The sequence below is a fragment of the Streptomyces mauvecolor genome (assembly GCF_039532965.1).
Lineage (GTDB): Bacteria > Actinomycetota > Actinomycetes > Streptomycetales > Streptomycetaceae > Streptomyces > Streptomyces violascens.
The window spans coordinates 322,213-343,235 of sequence record NZ_BAAASQ010000012.1; the positions used below are offsets into that span (position 1 = coordinate 322,213).

The 21,023-nt window shown below is 71.3% G+C and carries 22 protein-coding genes and 2 tRNA genes; 17 read left to right on the top strand and 7 right to left on the bottom strand.

Annotated features, from left to right (window positions below):
* Positions 1-33 precede the first annotated feature (33 nt).
* Positions 34-867 carry a GNAT family N-acetyltransferase gene (locus tag ABD346_RS18335; protein WP_344376021.1) on the top strand — a complete coding sequence of 278 codons (834 nt, stop codon included), beginning with the start codon at positions 34-36 and terminating at the stop codon, positions 865-867.
* Positions 868-886: 19 nt separating this feature from the next.
* Here the strand turns inward: ABD346_RS18335 and ABD346_RS18340 are convergent, their stop codons facing one another.
* Entirely contained in the window at positions 887-1,405 is a 519-nt protein-coding gene (locus tag ABD346_RS18340; protein WP_344376023.1) for a DsbA family protein, read from the bottom strand.
* A 141-nt stretch (positions 1,406-1,546) separates the two neighbouring features.
* Between ABD346_RS18340 and ABD346_RS18345 the strand changes: the two genes are divergently transcribed.
* Positions 1,547-1,996, top strand: a complete 450-nt coding sequence (locus tag ABD346_RS18345) for a hypothetical protein (RefSeq protein WP_344376024.1) — start codon at positions 1,547-1,549, stop codon at positions 1,994-1,996.
* Positions 1,997-2,173: 177 nt separating this feature from the next.
* Complete coding sequence (locus ABD346_RS18350; RefSeq protein WP_344376026.1) at positions 2,174-2,347, top strand: hypothetical protein; 174 nt, start codon at positions 2,174-2,176, stop codon at positions 2,345-2,347.
* A 34-nt stretch (positions 2,348-2,381) separates the two neighbouring features.
* Here ABD346_RS18350 and ABD346_RS18355 read toward each other — a convergent pair whose 3' ends face one another.
* Positions 2,382-2,939 (bottom strand): CGNR zinc finger domain-containing protein, encoded by a 558-nt coding sequence (locus ABD346_RS18355; protein ID WP_344376028.1) that lies wholly within the window; start codon positions 2,937-2,939, stop codon positions 2,382-2,384.
* Between the two features lie 195 nt (positions 2,940-3,134).
* On the bottom strand, positions 3,135-3,551 hold the full coding sequence (locus tag ABD346_RS18360) for an SsgA family sporulation/cell division regulator (protein ID WP_053723613.1): 417 nt from the start codon (positions 3,549-3,551) through the stop codon (positions 3,135-3,137).
* Positions 3,552-3,750: 199 nt separating this feature from the next.
* Between ABD346_RS18360 and ABD346_RS18365 the strand changes: the two genes are divergently transcribed.
* The 4 genes from ABD346_RS18365 (at position 3,751) to ABD346_RS18380 (ending at position 4,967) form a co-directional block, all read left to right on the top strand.
* Positions 3,751-4,152 (top strand): TIGR02611 family protein, encoded by a 402-nt coding sequence (locus ABD346_RS18365; protein ID WP_344376030.1) that lies wholly within the window; start codon positions 3,751-3,753, stop codon positions 4,150-4,152.
* A 52-nt stretch (positions 4,153-4,204) separates the two neighbouring features.
* Positions 4,205-4,276, top strand: a tRNA-Val gene (locus tag ABD346_RS18370).
* 79 nt (positions 4,277-4,355) lie between these two features.
* Complete coding sequence (locus ABD346_RS18375) at positions 4,356-4,799, top strand: SRPBCC family protein (RefSeq protein ID WP_344376031.1); 444 nt, start codon at positions 4,356-4,358, stop codon at positions 4,797-4,799.
* Between the two features lie 96 nt (positions 4,800-4,895).
* Positions 4,896-4,967, top strand: a tRNA-Val gene (locus ABD346_RS18380).
* A 51-nt stretch (positions 4,968-5,018) separates the two neighbouring features.
* Here the strand turns inward: ABD346_RS18380 and ABD346_RS18385 are convergent.
* On the bottom strand, positions 5,019-5,744 hold the full coding sequence (locus ABD346_RS18385; protein ID WP_344376033.1) for a 3'-5' exonuclease: 726 nt from the start codon (positions 5,742-5,744) through the stop codon (positions 5,019-5,021).
* 191 nt (positions 5,745-5,935) lie between these two features.
* Here ABD346_RS18385 and ABD346_RS18390 point away from each other — a divergent pair, with 191 nt between their 5' ends.
* The 4 genes from ABD346_RS18390 to ABD346_RS18405 all read left to right on the top strand — a co-directional run bounded on the left by ABD346_RS18390 (position 5,936) and on the right by ABD346_RS18405 (position 10,452).
* Positions 5,936-6,514, top strand: a complete 579-nt coding sequence (locus tag ABD346_RS18390; RefSeq protein WP_344376034.1) for a DUF4365 domain-containing protein — start codon at positions 5,936-5,938, stop codon at positions 6,512-6,514.
* Positions 6,514-7,707: a hypothetical protein gene (locus tag ABD346_RS18395; protein ID WP_344376036.1), complete on the top strand. Its 1,194-nt coding sequence runs from the start codon at positions 6,514-6,516 to the stop codon at positions 7,705-7,707. The genes ABD346_RS18390 and ABD346_RS18395 overlap by 1 nt, the downstream gene beginning before the upstream one ends.
* A gap of 96 nt (positions 7,708-7,803) precedes the next feature.
* Complete coding sequence (thrS, locus tag ABD346_RS18400) at positions 7,804-9,786, top strand: threonine--tRNA ligase (RefSeq protein ID WP_344376037.1); 1,983 nt, start codon at positions 7,804-7,806, stop codon at positions 9,784-9,786.
* Positions 9,787-9,891: 105 nt separating this feature from the next.
* A complete protein-coding gene (locus ABD346_RS18405) occupies positions 9,892-10,452 on the top strand; it encodes an HIT family protein (RefSeq protein ID WP_344376040.1) in 561 nt (186 codons plus the stop codon).
* Between the two features lie 9 nt (positions 10,453-10,461).
* Here the strand turns inward: ABD346_RS18405 and ABD346_RS18410 are convergent, their stop codons facing one another.
* A complete protein-coding gene (locus ABD346_RS18410) occupies positions 10,462-12,135 on the bottom strand; it encodes a hypothetical protein (RefSeq protein ID WP_344376042.1) in 1,674 nt (557 codons plus the stop codon).
* 164 nt (positions 12,136-12,299) lie between these two features.
* A complete protein-coding gene (locus ABD346_RS18415; protein ID WP_344376044.1) occupies positions 12,300-14,498 on the bottom strand; it encodes an elongation factor G-like protein EF-G2 in 2,199 nt (732 codons plus the stop codon).
* 273 nt (positions 14,499-14,771) lie between these two features.
* Between ABD346_RS18415 and pgsA the strand changes: the two genes are divergently transcribed.
* Genes pgsA through ABD346_RS18430 form a run of 3 tightly spaced genes read left to right on the top strand, consistent with a single transcriptional unit; the run spans position 14,772 to position 17,478 of the window.
* Positions 14,772-15,428: a phosphatidylinositol phosphate synthase gene (gene pgsA / locus ABD346_RS18420; RefSeq protein ID WP_344376046.1), complete on the top strand. Its 657-nt coding sequence runs from the start codon at positions 14,772-14,774 to the stop codon at positions 15,426-15,428.
* Positions 15,425-16,321, top strand: coding sequence for a phosphatidylinositol mannoside acyltransferase (locus ABD346_RS18425; protein ID WP_344376048.1), 897 nt, complete (start codon positions 15,425-15,427; stop codon positions 16,319-16,321). The genes pgsA and ABD346_RS18425 overlap by 4 nt, the downstream gene beginning before the upstream one ends.
* Positions 16,318-17,478: a glycosyltransferase family 4 protein gene (locus tag ABD346_RS18430; protein WP_344376049.1), complete on the top strand. Its 1,161-nt coding sequence runs from the start codon at positions 16,318-16,320 to the stop codon at positions 17,476-17,478. The genes ABD346_RS18425 and ABD346_RS18430 overlap by 4 nt, the downstream gene beginning before the upstream one ends.
* 36 nt (positions 17,479-17,514) lie before the next feature.
* Here ABD346_RS18430 and ABD346_RS18435 read toward each other — a convergent pair whose 3' ends face one another.
* The gene (locus ABD346_RS18435; protein ID WP_344376051.1) at positions 17,515-18,696 is read right to left on the bottom strand and encodes an alpha/beta fold hydrolase; all 1,182 of its coding nucleotides are present in this window, start codon (positions 18,694-18,696) and stop codon (positions 17,515-17,517) included.
* A gap of 134 nt (positions 18,697-18,830) precedes the next feature.
* Between ABD346_RS18435 and ABD346_RS18440 the strand changes: the two genes are divergently transcribed.
* From ABD346_RS18440 to pdxT, 3 genes are all read left to right on the top strand, one after another.
* Entirely contained in the window at positions 18,831-19,376 is a 546-nt protein-coding gene (locus ABD346_RS18440) for a LemA family protein (RefSeq protein WP_344376053.1), read from the top strand.
* 130 nt (positions 19,377-19,506) lie between these two features.
* Positions 19,507-20,427, top strand: coding sequence for a pyridoxal 5'-phosphate synthase lyase subunit PdxS (gene pdxS / locus ABD346_RS18445; RefSeq protein WP_344376055.1), 921 nt, complete (start codon positions 19,507-19,509; stop codon positions 20,425-20,427).
* Positions 20,428-20,434: 7 nt separating this feature from the next.
* Entirely contained in the window at positions 20,435-21,019 is a 585-nt protein-coding gene (gene pdxT / locus ABD346_RS18450) for a pyridoxal 5'-phosphate synthase glutaminase subunit PdxT (protein WP_344376057.1), read from the top strand.
* Positions 21,020-21,023: the final 4 nt, after the last annotated feature.

Here is a 21,023-nt window from a genome sequence, read left to right on the forward strand (position 1 = left end):
ACGGGCGGCGCCGGGGCAGGTACAACGGCCTTGATGACCACCACCATTCGGCCGACCGAGCCGCTTCAGCAGGGCGCCGACGGCGCCAAGTCGCGTACGTACGACGTGTGTGTGAACAGCCGACGCGTCGGACGGATCAAGATCGCCACCGATACCGACTTCGGACCGGGCTTGGGCCGGATCGAAGAGCTCCGGATCGACGAGGCGGACCGGGGCCGGGGGCGTGGCACCGTCGCGGCCCTCGCCGCCGAGGAGGTGCTGCGCGGCTGGGGCTGCGGCCAGGTCCGCCTCTCGGTCGCGGCCGACGCCGATGCGGCGCTGCGGATGGCCGGCGCCCTCGGCTACCTGGAGCGCAGCCGCAACATGGTCAAGCAACTCCCGCCCGCAGCACCGGAGTTGGCGGCCGGGGTGACCGGGCGGCCGATGAGCGCGGACGAGTTCGAGGACTGGCAGCGCGACGAGGTCGAGAACTACGCGCGCAGCTGGATCGAGCGGGGCGTGCCCGCGGCGGAGGCCCGGGCCAGGTCCGCGGCGGAACACCGCACCCTGCTGCCGGACGGCGTCGCCACCGCCGGGGCGCACTTCCTGGTCCTCGAGGAGCGGGGCAGTGTGGTCGGGAGCGTGTGGGTGGCCCGGCGCGCGGAACCCGAGGAATGCGCGTACGTCTACGACGTCGGGGTCGCCGAGGAGCACCGCGGCCGGGGCCACGGCCGCTCACTCATGCTGGTCGCGGAGCGGGCGGCGCTGGCCGACGGCATGGCCACCATCGGGCTGCACGTCTTCGCGGACAACACCCCGGCGGTGCGCCTGTACGAGTCCCTCGGCTACCGGGTCACCAACTACAACCTCTACAAGCAGCTGCTCTGAGCCGCCCTGAGGCGCTCGGCTATTCGGCGAGCAGCCGGTCCGCGATCGCCTCGATGCGCTCGCGCAGCCCCTCCTGGCTCTTGCCGCCGTCCAGGCGCTCGTCGCCGATGACGTACGTCGGGGTGCCGGTCACGCCGATCGCCTTGCCCTCGGCCTGGTCGGCGTCGACGATCAGGATGTGCCGCCCGTCGATGAGAGCGGTCTCGAACTCGTCGGTGTCCAGGGCGAGTTCACCGGCCGCCTCGATGAGCGCCGGCTCGCCCTGTTCGGCGAGGCGCTCGGTGCGGGCGAGCACGGCCTCCACGTACGGCCAGCCGTGGCCCTGCTCGAAAGCCTCCTCGGCGGCCTGGGCCGCGGCGAAGGCGTGCTTGTGCTTCTCCAGCGGGAAGTGCCGCAGCCTGATGTCGAGGCGGTCGCCGTAGCGGGCGCGCAGGGCGCGGATGTCGTCGAGGGCGCTGCGGCAGTCGGGGCACTGCAGCTCGCACCAGACGTCGAGGACGACGGGGCCTGCGGTGCTCGAGGGGGTGGTGTCGCTCATGGGGTCCAGTCTCCCAGCAACCGGGACCTGGGGAGGATCCCGCCCCGGAGATCTCCCTGAGGTCGCGGCCGACCGTGGCCCCTGGGGCGGGTTCCGGTGCAGGATGGAAGAAGCCATACCCCCCATGCCTGGAGGAACCGGATGCTTGCCGAGACCGTCTGCTCCGCCGTTTCCGCGGCCGGACTGGGCATCGCTGCCGTCACGGCGTACCGCAAGCGCTTCCTCGCGGCTACGCGTATCGCCGCCTACTCCCTTGTCCCGGTCGGCCTCGTCATGACCGGTGTCGTGCAGTGGGTGTCCGGCATCGTCTTCAAGCCGAGCGTGTGGCTGGGCTTCGGGCTGCTCGGGGTCGCCTGGCTGCTGTTCATGACGACCCGGGCCGTCGAGCGGCGCGGCGGCGGCACCCGCAAGGAGCGCAAGGCCGCCGCGGCCGCCGCCCAGCGCGAGGCGGTGGCCCCGGCGGCGTCCGCCCCCTCGCTCGGTGCGGGCCGCACACCGGCCGCCCAGCCCGTACCCAAGGCGAAGGCCAAGCCCGCCGCGAGCGAGGACTTCAGCGACATCGAGGCCATCCTGAAGAAGCACGGCATCTGACGTCACGAGCACGGCATCCGACGTTCCCCGGGCGCGCGGGGGCGCGTCGCCCGCGCGCGTCGCTGGCTGCGCGCGCTGCAAGATCGGGTCCGCGCGTTACAAGATCGGGCGAACTCCCGCTGCTTATGGGCGTGTTGGTATACCCATGCGGTGCGGCTGGGTCATCATCGCCCCGAGATGCTGGACACTTCCCAGGGCTCCACCCCTGCACCGACCGACAAGCCGAACGCGCCCGACCCGCAGGCGCGGGGCTGCCTCTTCGCGCTCTCCCAACCACCCCTGATGATCTTCCTGGGGGTGATCGGCTGCCTGCTGCTCATGGCGGCCGTGCACGACCTCTTCCTGCTCTGAGCGTTGCCGCTCCGAAGCCGCGTCCCGCGGGTGCTCAGCCCGCGGCCTCCTTGCGCCGGGCCCGGTACGCGGCCACGTGCAGGCGGTTTCCGCAGGTGCGGCTGTCGCAGTAGCGGCGGGAGCGGTTGCGGGAGAGGTCCACGAAGGCCCGTCCGCAGTCCGGCGCCTCGCACCTGCGAAGACGTTCCTGCTCGCCGGTCACCACGATGAAGGCGAGCGCCATGCCGCCGTCCGCGGCCAGGTGGTCGGCCACCGAGGCGCCGGGCGCGAAGTAGTGCACGTGCCAGTCGTAGCCGTCGTGGTCGGTCAGCTGCGGGGTGGTGCCGGCCGCCGCGACCAGCTGGTTGACGAGCTCGGCGGCGCTGCGGGCGTCGGGTGCCGCGAAGATCTCGGCGAACCTGCTGCGGACGGCCTGGACGCCCAGGAGGTCACCGTTGGAGAGACGCTCCACACCGCTCACGCTGTGGTCCTGGACGAAGCCGTACAGCGCGTCCACGTCCGCGAGACGGTCGGTGTCCTCGCTCTCCGGCGCGGTGTTCACCAGATCGACCACCATGTCGAGCGCGATCCGGGTGTCGTGAGGGATCAGCACGATTCGCTCCCTGGCCTGCGGCGGGCGGGCGCCCGTCGATGCTGGCCGACTCTAGCGGCTCGCGTCACCAGCGCATCGGCGCCGTCCCCCACGACGGCTTTCGTGGGGGACGGCGCCGATGACTGCCGTTATGTGGTTGTCCGCGCGGCGCCGTCGCCCCGAGTCGGACGGCGCCGTGCGGCTCTCTGCCTGGCCTCAGTTGTTCTCGGCCAGGATGTGCGAGAGTTCCGTGTCGAGATCGAAGTGACGGTGCTCCGTGCCGGGCGGCACCGCGGCGTCAGTCCGTTTCAGGAACGACTCCAGGGCCCGCGCCGGGGCTTCGAGCAGGGCTTCTCCTTCCGGCGAGCTCAGGGCGATACAGACGACACCCTGGCCGTGGCTGCGTGACGGCCAGACTCTGACGTCGCCGGTCCCGGTGGGCCGGTGCAGGCCCTCGGCGAGGAGGTCGCGAGCGAAGACCCACTCGACGGTTTCCTCGGCTCCGGTGTGGAAGGTGGCGTGCACGGCATAAGGATCGGCCGTGTCATACCGCAGGCCCGCGGGTACAGGCAGTGAGGACTCGCTCGACACAACGAGGCGCAGGTGCAGCTCGCAGCTGACCGTGGTGTTCATAAGCGCCAGGGCCTTTCGCTCAGTGTGCGCTCGGGGATTCGCACGTCGGCGAAATCGACATGCCACCTACGGTGCCGTTGTAAACCCCTCTGACCGTTTTGCAGGCGTTCACGTAGCTCGTACGGCGGACTATTACTTTGCGTTATAGGTCCATTTCGGTGAACCCGTTTCGAGACACCCGTCCGGTAGGTTGGGGTGCATGGATACGGGGAGTGACGAACAGGCCGCCGCGGCCCTCGGCTCGCGGGCGCCGGCGTTCATCAAGGCGTCCAGGCCGCTGCATCTGAGCTGGCAGGTCGGCGTTTTCGTGGTGGGCCTGGCGGTCGTGGCCGCGGGCATCGTGATGCTGCCGCTGCCGGGCCCCGGCTGGCTGGTGATCTTCGCGGGCATGGCGATCTGGGCGACCGAATTCGTATGGGCCCAGCTGGTCCTCCGCTGGACGAAGCGGAAGGTCACGGAGGCCGCGCAGAAGGCGCTCGACCCCAAGGTGCGGCGTCGCAACATCATCCTGACCTCGGTCGGCCTGGTGATCGTCGCCGCGCTCGTCGGCGTGTACGTGTGGAAGTTCGGCATCGTGATGCCGTGGAAGATCAACGAGTGACCGCAGGTGGTCAAGAGCCCCGCTGACATGCGGTAATGTTTGCGGTGCGCCCGGGCGATTAGCTCAGTGGGAGAGCGCTTCGTTCACACCGAAGAGGTCACTGGTTCGAACCCAGTATCGCCCACCCGGACCGAAGGCCCGGAGATCATCTCGATCTCCGGGCCTTCGGCGTTTCCCGCCCGGCCGTCCCGCAGACTGGGGGCATGGACTGGTGCCGCTACCGCTTCCGCAGTGTCTGGGACCTGCCCGCGGCCCCCGCCGCCGTCTACGCGGCCCTGGAGCGCGCCGAGGAGTACCCGCGCTGGTGGCCCGAGGTCCGCGAGTTCACGCCCCTCGACGAGCGCACCGCCACCGCCCGGCTCCGCTCGCTCGTCCCGTACGACCTGTTCGTCACGGCCCGCGCGATCCGGCGCGATCCGGGGGGACGGGTCCTGGAGGTCGCGCTCGGCGGAGACCTCGAAGGGTGGGCGCGCTGGACGCTGTCCGCCCGCGACGGCGGAACGCGGGCCGTGTACGAGCAGGAGGTCGAAGTGCGCAAGCCGCTCATGCGGCGGCTCGCGGTTCCGGGCCGCCCGGTGTTCCGGGCCAATCACGCGCTGATGATGAGGTCCGGGAGGCGAGGACTTCGGCGATGGCTCGACATGTGAAGCCGCGCGGAGCACGTCGTTGAGGGGCGGCGGCCGGGTGACGGGCGGGCGGTTTGAAAGCTGGGCCCGGGGGACTGTATTGTTCAGTCCGTTCCCGGGCGATTAGCTCAGTGGGAGAGCGCTTCGTTCACACCGAAGAGGTCACTGGTTCGAACCCAGTATCGCCCACCGGGAAAGGCCGGTCCGTCATTGACGGGCCGGCCTTTTTGCTGCCGACGTTCAGGCCGCCGCCGGGAGTTCGGGCCGCAGCGGCCATGCCGTGTCCACCAGCTCCGGGGTTCCCTGCCGGGTGAACCAGGCCTGCAGACCGCGCGCCTGGGCCGCGTGCCAGGTGGCCTGGAGCGTGTGCAACTCGGTCGGCGTCAGCCGTTCCAGGCGGGACGCGAACCTGCGCCCCACGGCCCGTACGACCTCCAGGGCGGCCAGCGCGTCGGCCGCCGCGTCGTGCGCGCCCTCCAGTGTCACCCCGTAGTGCTCGCACAGGTCGGTCAGCGTGCGGCGGCCCTTGCGGTAGCGGTCCAGGTGCTTGTCCAGGACCCGGGGATCGAGCACGCGCAGCGGATTCTGGCCCAGGTAGTGGGACAGCGAGGCCGCGCGGTGGCGCCTCAACTCCCGGTCGAGCAGCGTCAGATCGAACGGCGCGTTCATGATGACCAGCGGCCGGCCCGCCGCGCACTGCTCGGCCAGCGACCTCGCGACCTCCTCCATCACCGGGGCCGGCCAGCGCCCGTTCAGCTGGAGGTGCTCATCGGTCAGGCCGTGGACCGCGGTGGCGCCCGCCGGGACCGGTACGCCCGGGTTGACCAGCCAGCGCGTGGAGCGCGGCCGGGCGTCCGGGCCGTCCTGGATCACCAGCGCGGCCGAAACTATCCGGTCCCCCTCGACGTCCACCCCGGTGGTCTCGGTGTCGAACGCCGCCAGGGGACCCTCGTACCAGCACGTCATGTCTACTCAACTCCTCGCACACTCCTGGCAGATGGCGTGCATCCCCTGCCCGATTCCGTGATACCCGGGCCGTTTGCGACATACGCCGTTTGCGGGGACCCGAGTACGGAGACAACACTGGTGACGGGACTGGAGTTTGACGGGCCGTCACGGGGAAAGTTCGGCACAGTTCCGGAAGGCATACGACAGCCATGGCGCTCGCGCAGCCCGATCCGGCCGCGCCCGGGCACGGTCTGCTGCCCGAGCGGATCGCACCGCTGCGCGGCTCGCTCGCCACCACCGCCTGCATGGAGACCCTCCAGGTGGGCTACCTGCACGCGGTGGCGGCCGCAGCGGGGTGTTCGCTGTCGCAGCCCTTTCCGGACAACGGGATCGACTGGCACGTGAGCCACAGCGCCCCCGGGCACACGGTCGACGACGAAGTGACGATCAAGGTGCAGCTCAAGTGCACGTACCAGATACCGCCGCATCCGCCGGGCGGGGCCTTCTCCTTCACGCTGGACAACGCGCACCTGGTGAAGCTGGCCCGCACGCCCGTGTCGGTGCACAAGATCCTGGTCGTGATGCTGGTGCCGAGGAGTCAGGACGAGTGGCTGCGCGCGGGCCACGACCGCCTGGCGCTCCGGCACTGCTGCTACTGGACCAATCTGGCCGGCCACCCGGTGACCGGCCGGCGCAGGACCACGGTGCGAATACCGACCTCGCGGATCTTCGACGACCGCGCGCTCTGCGAGATCATGACGCGGGTCGGGGCGGGAGGGAGACCCTGATGCGCTGGTCCGACGATGAGCTCGGCGGGATTGTGCCGGGTCCCGGCCAGGTCGATCCGGCGGTGCTCGGGGTGCTGCTCCACCGGCACGGCTGGCGGCGGCGCGGGGGAGCGGCGGGGCGCTACGCGCGCTGGACGCCGCCCGGGGCGATCGGCTCCGGCATGAGCCTGCTCGTCCCGGAGAGCCGGGCCTACCCCGACAGCGAGGACCTGCTCGGCGAGGCGCTCACCGCGCTCGCCCGCAGCGCCGCGCCCTCCGCACGCGAGGTGCTCGTCTCGCTCGCGGTGCCCAGCGACGAGGTGCGCTGGTGGCGCGAGGTGCCCGAGGGGCCGGCCGGCGCCGCCTCCTGGAGCGAGCAGGAACAACTGCGCGGCGCCGCCCACCGGATGCTCCTCGCGGGCGCGCTCGCCGTGCGCGGACCGGCCGGGTACTACGGGGCCCGCCACCGCAGGCAGGCCCTCGCCTCGCTCGAAGGCGTCCTCGTCGAGCCGGGACCGGGCGGCGGGCTCACCGCGTTCGTGCCGGCGGCATCGGGGCGGCCCGCAGTGGTGTGCCTCTACGCGGCGCTCAACGCGGTGCGCGACGCCGTCGACTACCAGCGCACCACCGGCGGCATGGAAGCCTTCGACGCGGCCGTGCGGGCGGGCGTCAGCAGAGAGCTCACCGAGTCCGTGGTCGCCCTGGTGCGCGGCACCGAAGGCGTACGCGTCGCCCTCGAATGGGCGCCGGCGGCCGGGGTGCCCGCCGGGTGCGCGGCCCGGCCCGAGCCCGTCGACTTCTCGCCCGGCGACCTGCCCGCCCTGCGCGAGGCCGGCGCCCGCTACCTCAGCGACGAGCCGTCCCTGCCGGTGCGGATCACCGGCGCCGTGGTGCGGCTGCGCCGCTCGGGGCCGCGCGGCTCCGGCGTCGTACGGCTGCGGGTGCTCGCCGGGGCGGAGGTGCCGCACGTACGCATGGAGCTCGACGAGGAGGCGTACCGCATCGCCGGGCACGCGCATCTGGTCGGACTGCCGATCCGGGTCGTGGGGCGCCTGGAGAGCCGGGGCGGATTCCGGCGCCTGTCCGCCGCCCGCGAGGTGACCCCGGTACAGGTGGACGACGCCGAGCGGGACCGCCTGATGAAGTCCCTCCAGGAGAACCTCGACTTCTTCGAGGAGGCCTGCGGAGCGGATGCCGACCCGGCGGCCGACTGAGCCGCCGTATCCGTTTCGCGGCGTACCCCACCGGCTCGGTAGGATCGTCTCGCGTACGCGACACGCTGCGCGCCCCCCTACGGCAGGAGAAGTCCGGTGTCAGACGTCCGTGTGATCATCCAACGCGATTCCGAGCGGGAAGAGCGCGTGGTGACGACGGGCACTACGGCCGCCGAGCTCTTCGCCGGTGAGCGCACCATCGTCGCGGCCCGCGTGGCCGGCGAGCTCAAGGACCTCGCGTACGAGGTGAAGGACGGCGAGGAGGTCGAGCCCGTCGAGATCTCCTCCGAGGACGGCCTCAACATCCTGCGCCACTCCACCGCGCACGTCATGGCCCAGGCCGTCCAGGAGCTCCACCCCGAGGCCAAGCTGGGCATCGGCCCGCCGGTCCGGGACGGCTTCTACTACGACTTCGACGTCGAGAAGCCGTTCACGCCCGAGGACCTCAAGGCCATCGAGAAGAAGATGCAGGAGATCCAGAAGCGCGGGCAGCGCTTCTCCCGCCGCGTCACCACCGATGAGGCCGCCCGCGTCGAGCTCGCCGACGAGCCGTACAAGCTGGAGCTCATCGGCCTGAAGGGCAATGCCGCGCAGGCCGCCGACGGCGCGGACGCGGAGGTCGGCTCCGGCGAGCTGACCATCTACGACAACCTCGACGCCAAGACCGGCGAGCTGTGCTGGAAGGACCTGTGCCGCGGTCCGCACCTGCCGACCACCCGCAACATCCCGGCGTTCAAGCTGATGCGCTCGGGCGGCGCGTACTGGCGCGGCAGCGAGAAGAACCCGATGCTGCAGCGCATCTACGGCACCGCCTGGCCGACCAAGGACGAGCTGAAGGCGCACCTCGACTTCCTCGCCGAGGCCGAGAAGCGCGACCACCGCAAGCTCGGTGCCGAGCTCGACCTGTTCTCCATCCCGGAGGAGCTGGGCTCCGGCCTCGCGGTCTTCCACCCCAAGGGCGGCATCGTCCGGCGGGAGATGGAGGCGTACTCGCGCAAGAAGCACGAGGACGCGGACTACGAGTTCGTGAACACCCCGCACATCTCCAAGGAAGAGCTCTTCGTCACCTCGGGGCACCTGCCGCACTACGGCGACGGCATGTTCCCGCCGGTGGAGTTCGACGGGCAGAACTACCGCCTCAAGGCGATGAACTGCCCCATGCACAACCTGATCTTCAAGGCGCGCGGCCGCTCCTACCGTGAACTGCCGCTGCGGCTCTTCGAGTTCGGCACGGTGTACCGGTACGAGAAGTCGGGTGTGGTGCACGGTCTGACCCGTGCGCGCGGCTTCACCCAGGACGACTCGCACATCTACTGCACCAAGGAGCAGATGCCCCAGGAGCTCGACTCGCTCCTGACCTTCGTGCTCGACCTGCTGCGCGACTACGGCCTGGACGACTTCGAGCTGGAGCTGTCCACCCGCGACCCGGAGTCGGACAAGTTCATCGGCTCCGACGAGGCCTGGGAGGAGGCCACCGACGCGCTGCGCCTGGCGGCCGAGAAGCAGGGTCTCCCGCTGGTCCCGGACCCGGGTGGCGCGGCGTTCTACGGGCCGAAGATCTCGGTGCAGGCCAAGGACGCGATCGGGCGGTCCTGGCAGATGTCGACCATCCAGGTCGACTTCAACCAGCCCGAGCGGTTCGGCCTTGAGTACACCTCGACCGACGGCTCGAAGCAGCAGCCGGTCATGATCCACCGTGCCCTGTTCGGCTCCATCGAGCGCTTCTTCGCGGTGCTCCTGGAGCACTACGCGGGTGCGTTCCCGGCGTGGCTGGCGCCGGTCCAGGCGGTCGGCATCCCGATCGGCGACGCCCACATCCCGTACCTCCAGGAGTTCGCCGCCGAGGCGAAGAAGAAGGGGCTGCGGGTCGAGGTGGACGCGTCCTCGGACCGGATGCAGAAGAAGATCCGCAACCAGCAGAAGCAGAAGGTTCCCTTCATGATCATCGTCGGCGACGACGACATGAACGCGGGCACCGTCTCCTTCCGCTACCGCGACGGGTCGCAGGAGAACGGCATTCCGCGTGACGAGGCGATCGCGAAGATCGAGAAGGTCGTGGCGGAGCGGGCCCAGGTCTGACGCCTGCCGTACGCCGTGAGGGCCCCCGGGAAGCACGTCTTCCCGGGGGCCCTCGTGCGTTCCGGCAGCGGCCACCCGGGCGACGCCCCGGGGCGTCGAAGTCATATGCTGCATGGCATGACGACTGAGCCGGAACAGCAGATCGGGGTCGGTGTCCAGGACGCGTTCCAGCGTCTGTGGACGCCCCACCGGATGGCGTATATCCAGGGTGAGAACAAGCCGACCGGCCCGGACGCCGGTGACGGCTGTCCCTTCTGCTCGATTCCGGCGAAGTCGGACGAGGACGGGCTGATCATCCAGCGGGGCGAGCACGTGTACGCGGTGCTCAACCTCTACCCGTACAACGGCGGGCACCTCATGGTCGTGCCCTACCGTCACGTCGCCGACTACACCGAGCTGGACGCGGCCGAGACGCTAGAGCTCGCCGAGCTCACCAAGCGGGCGATGACCGCGCTGCGCTCCGCGTCGGGGGCGCACGGGTTCAACATCGGGATGAACCAGGGCACCGTGGCAGGTGCGGGCATCGCCGCCCATCTGCACCAGCACATCGTGCCGCGCTGGGGCGGCGACACCAACTTCATGCCGGTCGTCGGCCACACCAAGGTGCTGCCCCAACTCCTCGCGGACACCCGCAAGATGCTGGCCGACGCCTGGCCGCAGGTCTAGCGGCCGGCCCTACGCGTCGTACAGGTCCGCCTTCCTCGGCGCCGGGTCCTGGACCAGGCCGCTGAGGATCATCGAGCGGTTGGTGAAGCGGTCGGTGTTCACTCCGTGCTCGTCGAGCACCTTCATGGCGGCGGAGTGCACCGCCCGCAGCACGGGGGTGGCGGCCCGCATCGCGTCGTCGGCCATGAAGCGGTGACGCCAGGGCTTGTCGGCCCAGGCGTGCCGCAGGCCGAACGGCTCGGGCAGCGCTATCCTGCCGCCCAGGTAGTCGAGCAGCGGCGGGTACCAGGTCAGCGGGGCCCGCGCGGCCAGGCGCACCACCTCGGTGGCGTCGACCAGGGGGAGCGGGATCGTCTTCTTCTCCCAGAACTTGAAGGTCTTGTCGACCTCCTTGGTCTTGGGTGCCGGCTTGGTGGTGAACAGGGCGTGCACCGGGCCGAGCGCGTGCCCGGTCACCTCGATCCGCAGCGTCTCGTGCAGCACGGTGACGGTGACCATCATGGTGATGACCAACTGGCCGTCCCAGAGCGTGAACTGGACGCCCAGGTAGTGCCGGTTGCCGCTGGAGAACTGCTGCTCGTTGCAGATCCGCTGGATCTCGTGGGCGCGTACCTGGAAGTTGTCGATGTCCTGGCCGCTGGGCCGGGCCACCTCCTTGGCGCCCTCGCCGATGGGTGAGACCACCCAGTTCTTGATGGACGGGGTGGGGAAGCCGCCGGTGTGCAGGGGGCCGCGCTCCAGGAGCTGGAGGCGGTCCTGGATGGCCCGGATGACGTCCCAGCTGCGGAAGCCGTGGATCTCCTTGCCGGCTTCCTTGGGCTCCAGTTCCTCGGCGAGCTGCCAGCTGCCCCAGCGGGTGCCCATGCCCAGTATTCCCTTGGGCCCCGCGTAGAAGACGATGTTGCTCTGGTCCTCGGCGGCCAGCTTGACCAGGGACTGGCGCAGCTGTTCCGCCGCGCCCGCCGCCGAGCTCTTGGGCACCGCCTCGGGGATCTTGGCGCCGATGCCGCCGCCGCCCAGGAGGCTGTCCCAGCGCGAGCGCAGGTCCCGTGCGGTCTTCTCGCAGATGAGCTTCGCCCAGTACCAGCCGACGATCGGGGCCACGATCATGGCGCGCAGATAAAGGGCGAGGAAGCCGTGGAAGGGCAGTTTGATCAGGAAGATCACGGCGAGGATGCCGGCCGCCGCGAGCAGGATGGTGCCGAGCGCGCCGGCCCGCCGGTCCTTGGCCCCGGCCAGCGTGCGGCGCAGCTGGAAGAGGCCGAGCCAGAGCAGCAGTCCGGGCAGGAAGAGCAGCCCGAACACGACCATGACCAGGGTGAGCCTGGTGTCCCGCTCCTTGCGGATGCGGATCGCGGCCAGGCAGTGCTCGACGATGGTTCCGGGTTCGGTGCCGAAGGACTGGATGATGCCCTTGCGGGTGGCGCCGAGCATCCGGGACTGCACGGCGCGCGCGAAGGCCTCGCCGAGGTTGGGTTCGAAGAGCGACAGCTTGCCCTTCTTGACCTCGGACTCGTGCCATTCGCTGTTGGCCTTGAGTATGTCCTCGATCGGGCTGTCCCGGTACGCGGCCGAGGCGAGCGCCTGGGTCGCGGCCGTCTGGCCGGCGGAGCCCTGGAGCGGCACCTGTGGCCTGGGCAAGAAGTCGAAGAATGGCTCTTCCGTCGTCACTGCCGCCCCCATCGCCGCACATCGTCGCTCTGCGACACGTTCCCGACTGCCGTACCCCGCACACCTGCTGAGCTGGGACCACAGCGTATCGGGGTCACAGGCTGCCCGTCAGGGGACGTCGGAATGCCGCCCGCCGCAAGGAGATTGTGGCGGGCAGCATTCTGATGCTCTGTCAACTATCGCCCTTCTTCTGCCTGTTCGCGAATTTTGTCGGCTAGCTGGGGTGGCATCGGCTCGTGCCGGGCGTAGCTGCGGCTGAACCGCCCGGTGCCGTGGGAGAGGGACCTGAGGTCGAGCGCGTACCGGCCGATCTCGATCTCCGGGATCTCGGCGCGCACCAGCGTGCGGCCCGGGCCGGCCTGTTCGGTGCCGACCACCCGGCCGCGGCGCCCGGACAGATCGCTCATCACCGGGCCCACGTAGTCGTCGGAGACCAGGACCTGGACCTCGGCGACCGGTTCGAGCAGATGGATACGGGCCTCGGCGGCCGCCTCCCGCAGGGCGAGCGCGCCCGCGGTCTGGAACGCCGCGTCGGAGGAGTCCACCGAGTGCGCCTTGCCGTCCAGGAGCGTGATCCGCACGTCGACCAGCGGATACCCAGCGGCCACACCCTTCGCGGCCTGCGCTCGTACGCCCTTCTCCACGGACGGGATGAACTGGCGCGGTACCGAGCCGCCGACCACCTTGTCCACGAACTCGATGCCGCTGCCCGGCGGCAGCGGTTCCACGTCGATCTCGCAGATCGCGAACTGGCCGTGCCCGCCCGACTGCTTGACGTGCCGGCCGCGCCCCGCCGCCCTGGCGCCGAAGGTCTCGCGCAGCGACACCCTGTGCGGTACGACATCGACCTGGACGCCGTACCTGCTGCGCAGCCGCTCCAGGGCGACCTCCTTGTGGGCCTCGCCCAGGCACCACAGGACCAGCTGGTGGGTGTGCGGGTTCTGTTCGAGGCGCATCGTCGGGTCCTCGGCGACCAGTCGGGACAGTCCCTGCGAGAGCTTGTCCTCGTCGGCCTTGCTGTGTGCCTCGATGGCCAGCGGGAGCAGCGGATCAGGCATGTCCCACGGGGCCATCAGGAGAGGGTCGTCCTTGCCGGACAGGGTGTCGCCGGTCTCGGCCCGGGACAGCTTGGCCACGCACGCGAGGTCGCCCGCGACGCACTTGGTGAGCGTGCGCTGCTGCTTGCCGAAGGGCGAGGACAGCGCGCCGATCCGCTCGTCGACGTCGTGGTCCTCGTGGCCGCGGTCCTCCATGCCGTGGCCGGACACGTGCACCGTCTCATCGGGGCGCAGGGTGCCGGAGAAGACCCGTACCAGGCTGATCCGGCCCACGTACGGGTCGGACGAGGTCTTGATCACCTCGGCGACCAGCGGGCCCTCGACCGTGCACGAGGGCGTCGGGCGCGGCTTGCCCTGCGGGGTCGTGATCTCGGGGGCCGCCCGCTCCAGGGGGGAGGGGAAGCCGCCGGTGACGAGTTCGAGGAGTTCGATCGTGCCGAGGCCCTGCTTGGCGCCCTCGGCGGCGGGAGCCGCGGCCAGGACCGGGTGGAAGGTGCCGCGCGCCACCGCCCGTTCCAGGTCCGCGACCAACGTCTTGAAATCGATGTCCTCGCCGCCGAGGTAGCGGTCCATGAGGGTCTCGTCCTCGCTCTCCGCGATGATCCCCTCGATGAGCCGGTTGCGGGCCTCCTCGATCAGCGGGAGCTGGGCCGCGTCCGGCTGGGTCTCCTTGCGCTCGCCCGACTCGTAGTCGAAGACCCGCTGCGAGAGCAGCCCGGTCAGGCCGGTCACCGGCGCGTGCCCGTCGGGGCCGGCCGGGCCGTGCACCGGGAGGTACAGCGGGAGCACCGCGTCGGGGTCGTCGCCGCCGAAGGCCTCGGCGCAGATCCCGGTCATCGCGTCGAAGTCGGCGCGGGCCGCCTCCAGGTGCGTGACCACGATCGCCCGCGGCATCCCGACGGCCGCGCACTCGTCCCAGACCATCCGGGTCGAGCCGTCCACGCCGTCCGCCGCCGAGACGACGAAAAGGGCCGCGTCCGCCGCTCGCAGACCGGCCCTGAGTTCCCCGACGAAGTCGGCGTATCCGGGGGTGTCCAAGATATTGATCTTGAAACCGCCCCATTCGACCGGAACCAGCGACAGCTGTACGGAGCGCTGCTGCCGGTGCTCGATCTCGTCGTAGTCGGAGACGGTCCCGCCGTCCTCGACCCGGCCCGCGCGGTTGACGGCCCCCGCCGCCAGCGCGAGCGCTTCCACCAAAGTGGTCTTCCCGGATCCGCTGTGGCCGACCAGCACCACGTTCCGTACGGATGAGGGGTGGTCGGCCGCTGTAGCCCTGCCGGCGGCCCCGGGGTGTGCGTTCGCCTTGTCGCCCATGTCCGTTCCTCCCGGTTTCGTGCGCGGTGAGGTGGTGAGGGGGGCGCGGACACGCGGACTCCGCGTGCGGAGGCGGCATCTGCGACGCCCGCGGTAATTCGAGCTTTCCACTCCGGTCACTGTGCGTCCATACGTCGTACGGGACCGCACGCGGACAGTGGCCCGCCGGTCACGCGGCGGGTGCCCGGCGGTGCGGCCGCGCAGTCGTGGCTACGATGGGTCGGCCGGTGGCCAGCAGGGGCCGCGCGGCCACACCGACCCCTCGGGAAGGCCATGCTGAACAAGTACGCGCGTGCATTCTTCACGCGTGTCCTCACGCCGTTCGCCGCATTTCTGCTCCGCCGCGGAGTCAGCCCCGACGCGGTGACCCTCATCGGTACGGCCGGAGTGATGGCGGGTGCGCTGGTCTTCTTCCCCCGTGGAGAGTTCTTCTGGGGCACCATCGTCATCACCCTCTTCGTCTTCTCCGACCTGGTCGACGGCAACATGGCCCGCCAGGCCGGGATCTCCAGCCGCTGGGGCGCCTTCCTCGACTCGACGCTCGACCGGGTCGCCGACGGCGCGATCTTCGGCGGCTTCGCCCTCTGGTACGCGGGGCAGGGCGACGACAACGCCCTGTGCGCGGTGGCCATCTTCTGCCTGGCCAGCGGCCAGGTGGTGTCGTACACCAAGGCGCGCGGCGAGGCGATCGGGCTGCCGGTCGCGGTCAACGGCCTGGTGGAGCGTGCCGAGCGGCTCGTGATCTCGCTGGTCGCCGCGGGCCTGGCCGGACTGCACAAGTTCGGTGTGCCGGGCATCCAGGTGCTGCTCCCCATCGCGCTGTGGATCGTGGCCGTGGGCAGCCTCGTCACGCTGATCCAGCGCGTGGTGACGGTCCGCCGGGAGTCCGCCGAGGCCGACGCGCAGGCGGCCGGTGAGGCGGGCGCATGAAGGACAGGCTGACCGACGCGCTGTACGGCCTGGGCTGGGCCACCGTCAAAAAGCTGCCGGAACCCGTCGCGAACGGGCTCGGCCGGTGCATCGCGGACCAGGTGTGGAAGCGGCGCGGCAAGAGCGTGCTGCGCCTGGAGTCCAACCTGGCGCGCGTCGTCCCCGACGCCTCTCCGGAGCGGCTCGCGGCCCTCTCGCAGGCCGGCATGCGCTCCTACATGCGGTACTGGATGGAGTCCTTCCGGCTGCCGTCGTGGAGCAAGGACCGGATGGCGAGCGGCTTCCTGCCCGAGGACGTCCACCACCTCACAGAGGGCCTCGCCTCCGGGCGCGGAGTCGTCCTCGCCCTGCCCCACATGGGCAACTACGACCTCGCGGGCGCCTGGGTCACCACCAAGCTGGACACCCCGTTCACCACGGTCGCCGAGCGCCTCAAGCCCGAGACGCTGTACGACCGCTTCGTCGCCTACCGCGAGAGCCTCGGCATGGAGGTCCTGCCGCACGTCGGGGGCTCCGCCTTCGGCACGCTGGCCCGGCGGCTGCGCGCGGGCGGCCTGGTCTGTCTGGTCGCCGACCGCGACCTGTCGGCGTCCGGCGTCGAGGTCAAGTTCTTCGGGGAGGCGACCCGGATGCCCGCCGGACCGGCCATGCTGGCCCAGCAGACCGGCGCGCTGCTCCTTCCGGTGACCCTCTGGTACGACGACTCGCCCGTCATGAAGGGTCGGGTCCACCCGCCCATCGAGGTGCCCGAGACAGGTGACCGGGCCTCCAGGACGTCCTCGATGACACAGGCGCTGGCCGATGCCTTCGCCACCGGAATCGCCGACCACCCGGAGGACTGGCACATGCTGCAACGCCTGTGGCTCGCGGACCTCGAGGAGCGGCGGCCGTGAAGATCGGCATCGTCTGCCCGTACTCGTGGGACGTCCCCGGCGGCGTCCAGTTCCACATCAGGGACCTCGCCGAGCACCTCATCCGCCTCGGCCACGAGGTCTCGGTGCTCGCCCCCGCCGACGACGAGACTCCGCTGCCGCCCTACGTCGTCTCGGCGGGCCGGGCCGTCCCGGTCCCGTACAACGGCTCGGTGGCGCGGCTCAACTTCGGGTTCCTGTCGGCCGCGCGGGTGCGGCGCTGGCTGCACGACGGCACCTTCGACGTCATCCACATCCACGAGCCGGCCTCGCCCTCGCTCGGCCTGCTCTCGTGCTGGGCGGCTCAGGGCCCCATCGTGGCGACCTTCCACACCTCCAACCCCCGCTCGCGCGCGATGATCGCGGCGTACCCGATCCTGCAGCCCGCCCTGGAGAAGATCAGCGCGCGCATCGCGGTGAGCGAGTACGCGCGGCGCACGCTGGTGGAACACCTCGGCGGCGACGCGGTGGTGATCCCCAACGGCGTCGACGTCGACTTCTTCGCGAAGGCCGAGCCGAAGAAGGAGTGGCAGGGCCAGACCCTCGGCTTCATAGGGCGCATCGACGAACCCCGCAAGGGCCTGCCCGTCCTCATGAAGGCGTTCCCCAAGATCCTCGCCGAGCGCCCGGAGACCCGGCTGCTCGTCGCGGGCCGGGGCGACGAGGAGGAGGCGGTCGCCTCCCTGCCGCCCGAGATGCGCTCGCGGGTCGAGTTCCTGGGCATGGTCAGCGACGAGGACAAGGCGCGGCTGCTGCGCAGCGTTGACGTGTACGTCGCGCCCAACACCGGCGGTGAGAGCTTCGGGATCATCCTGGTCGAGGCGCTGTCGGCGGGTGCCGCGGTCCTCGCCAGCGACCTGGACGCCTTCGCGCAGGTCCTGGACCAGGGTGCGGCGGGCGACCTCTTCGCCAACGAGGACGCCGACGCGCTCGCCTCGGCGGCCGTACGCCTGCTCGCCGACCCGGCGCGCCGCGCGGGCCTGAGCGCACGCGGCTCGGCGCATGTGCGGCGCTTCGACTGGGCGACGGTCGGCGCGGACATCCTCGCGGTGTACGAGACGGTGACGCACGGGGCGGCGGCGGTGGCCACGGACGAACGCACCGGATTCCGGGCGCGGTTCGGGCTGGCCAGGGACTGAACTCCGGACCCGGCGGGGCTCGGCGGGCCCGCCCGCTCACGCCGGGGTCAGCAGCGGCCACACGTCGGCCGCGGCCGTGGTGCCCCACACCGGGTCTCCGTGCCCGTAGCCCGCCACCACGCGGAAGCCGACCCGGTCGTTGCCGCCGGCCCGGATCAGCTCGGCGCCCCGCGGGTGGTCGCCCCGGCCGAGTTCCATGTTGACCCAGACCACCTCGGCGCGGATGCGCGCCCAGTCGATGGCGTACCCCGTGCCGTCGGCCGCCCAGACCGACATCAGATCGCGGAGCAGCGCGTTCGGCACGAGCCCGCTGCCCAGCGCGCCGGTCGCCTCGGCCCAGACCTCCAGCGGGGTGTGGGCGAGCGCGAACCGGTCCTCGGCGGGGCTCGCCCCGAACGCGTAGGTCCCCGCGCTGAAGCCCTGCCGGTAGATCCAGTTGGTGAGCCCGGGCAGGTGATTCGTCCGGATCAGCGCGAAGTGCGCGAGCCCCGCGTTGGTGAACCGGGCCGCGGGATCGGGCGGCCACGGCGCCGCGCTCGCCCCGCCGGGATCGGCCACGGCGCGCCCCAACAGCCCTTTCAGGCCAGGGTCGTTGACGTAGGCGCCCCGGTCGATGAGCCCCTGGAGCGCGGTGCGCGACTGTGCGGCCCGTACCGCGAGATCGCCGGTGTACGGGCCCGTCGTGTCGAGGGCGACCACCCGGCGCAGCCGGTGCGAGGTGTCCGTGGAGGCCAGGTCAAGGGCGAGCACCGCCCCGGCCGAGTGGCCCACGAACTGGTGGGGGAGCGGAAGCACCCCGGTCACGGCGTCGATCACCGAGCGGGCGTCGCGGGCGTGCGCGGCGAGGCCCCGGTCCGCCGTGATGTCGGCGGCCGAGGCCAGGTCCTCGCGCGGGCTGATCCCTACCACCAGCTGGCCGGCAGCGCGTAGGTGGTGGGCGAGGTTGCGGGCGCGCGGCGTGAAGAAGTTCGCGTCGAAGTCGAGGCCGCCGCCGGGCAGCAGGAAGGCGATGCCGGCCGGCGGACGGCGGGTGTCGGCCACCACGTCGACGCCGAGCGGCACACCCTGGTCGCCGGTCGTGAACCGGGTGTGCGCCCAGCCGTCCCCGGGCTCGACCCGCGCGTCCCGACCGCCGAGCACCTCGGTGATCAGCTCTGCCACGTCGCGCGCGACCGCCGCTCCGGCCCTGCCGCCGTTGGCCAACTGGCGTGCGTCCACAGCCCGTTCCCCCTGTCCGTCCGATCCGCCCGCATCGAGGGACCCAGCCTTCCTTACGCCGCCGCGCGTTCCCAGCCCGGGCTCGTCCCCCGGGCGGGACGGCCGCCCCCGGCGCCCCGGTAGCCTTGCGGCCCGTGACCGTAACCCTCATCTGGATCGTCGTCGCCCTCGTCGCGATCGGCCTCTATCTCAGCTGGACCGCCGGCCGGCTCGACCGGCTGCACGCCCGCATCGACGCGGCCCGCGCCGCCCTGGACGCCCAGCTGCTGCGCCGCGCCTCGGTCACCCAGGAACTGGCCACGAGCGGGGTGCTGGACCCGGCCGCCTCGATCGTCCTGTACGAGGCCGCGCACGCGGCACGCCAGGCGGAGGAGGAGCACCGGGAGGTCGCCGAGAGCGAGCTCAGCCAGGCGCTGCGGGCGGTCTTCGGGGAGCCCGCGCAGGTCGAGGCGGTACGGGAGGCGCCGGGCGGTGTGGAGGCTGCCGAGGAGCTGGCGCAGGCGGTGCGCAGGGTGCCGATGGCGCGGCGCTTCCACAACGACGCCGTACGGGCGGCGAGGGCGCTGCGCAGGCACCGCACGGTGCGCTGGTTCCGCCTCGCGGGCCATGCGCCGTTCCCGCTGGCCTTCGAGATGGACGACGAGCCGCCGACGGCACTGGCCGACCGCCCGGGCACCTGACCCCTAGGCCACTGTGGTGGCTGAGCGGGGAAAACGATCCACCGGGTACGCATTGGCCCTTGATGTGGACTGGTCCGCCGGGGTTCTCTCGGGGCAGCAGAATCCCTTCTTCACTCAGTGAGGTCGCTCCGTGTCCAGCACGCCTTCCAGCACCCCCCAGTCCGACAGCCCCGCCATCGGCACCGCCCGCGTCAAGCGCGGCATGGCCGAGCAGCTCAAGGGCGGCGTGATCATGGACGTGGTCAACGCCGAGCAGGCGAAGATCGCCGAGGACGCGGGCGCCGTCGCCGTCATGGCCCTGGAGCGGGTTCCGGCCGACATCCGCAAGGACGGCGGCGTGGCCCGGATGTCCGACCCGAACATGATCGAGGAGATCATCGGCGCGGTCTCCATCCCGGTGATGGCCAAGTCCCGCATCGGCCACTTCGTCGAGGCGCAGGTCCTGCAGTCGCTCGGCGTCGACTACATCGACGAGTCCGAGGTCCTCACCCCGGCCGACGAGGTCAACCACAGCGACAAGTTCGCCTTCACGACCCCGTTCGTGTGCGGCGCCACCAACCTGGGCGAGGCCCTGCGCCGCATCGCCGAGGGCGCGGCCATGATCCGCTCCAAGGGCGAGGCCGGCACCGGCAACGTCGTCGAGGCCGTCCGCCACCTGCGCCAGATCAAGAACGAGATCGCCAAGCTGCGCGGCTTCGACAACAACGAGCTGTACGCCGCCGCGAAGGAGCTGCGCGCCCCGTACGAGCTCGTCAAGGAGGTCGCCGAGCTCGGCAAGCTCCCCGTCGTGCTGTTCTCCGCCGGTGGCGTGGCCACCCCGGCCGACGCCGCGCTGATGCGCCAGCTCGGCGCCGAGGGCGTCTTCGTCGGCTCCGGCATCTTCAAGTCGGGCGACCCGGCCAAGCGCGCCGCCGCCATCGTGAAGGCCACCACCTTCTACGACGACCCGAAGATCATCGCGGACGCCTCCCGCAACCTGGGCGAGGCCATGGTCGGCATCAACTGCGACACCCTGCCCGAGACCGAGCGCTACGCCAACCGCGGCTGGTAGCCACACCATGAACACCCCCGTGATTGGTGTCCTGGCCCTCCAGGGCGACGTACGGGAGCACCTCATCGCCCTGGCCGCGGCGGACGCCGTGGCCAGGCCGGTCAGGCGCCCCGAGGAGCTCGCCGAGGTGGACGGCCTGGTCATACCCGGCGGCGAGTCCACCACCATCTCCAAGCTCGCCGCGCTGTTCGGCATGCTGGAGCCGCTGCGCGAGCGGGTCCGCGCGGGCATGCCCGTGTACGGCACCTGCGCCGGGCTGATCATGCTCGCCGACAAGATCCTCGACCCGCGTTCCGGCCAGGAGACCATCGGCGGCATCGAGATGATCGTCCGCCGCAACGCCTTCGGCCGCCAGAACGAGTCGTTCGAGGCGACCGTGGACGTTCTGGGCGTCGGCCCCGTGGAAGGCGTGTTCATCCGCGCGCCCTGGGTCGAGTCCGTCGGCGCCGAGACCGAGGTGCTCGCCGAGCACGGCGGCCACATCGTCGCCGTACGCCAGGGCAACGCGCTCGCGACCTCGTTCCACCCCGAGCTCACGGGCGACCACCGTATGCACGCGCTGTTCGTGGACATGGTGCGCGCCGCAGGGTGACGAG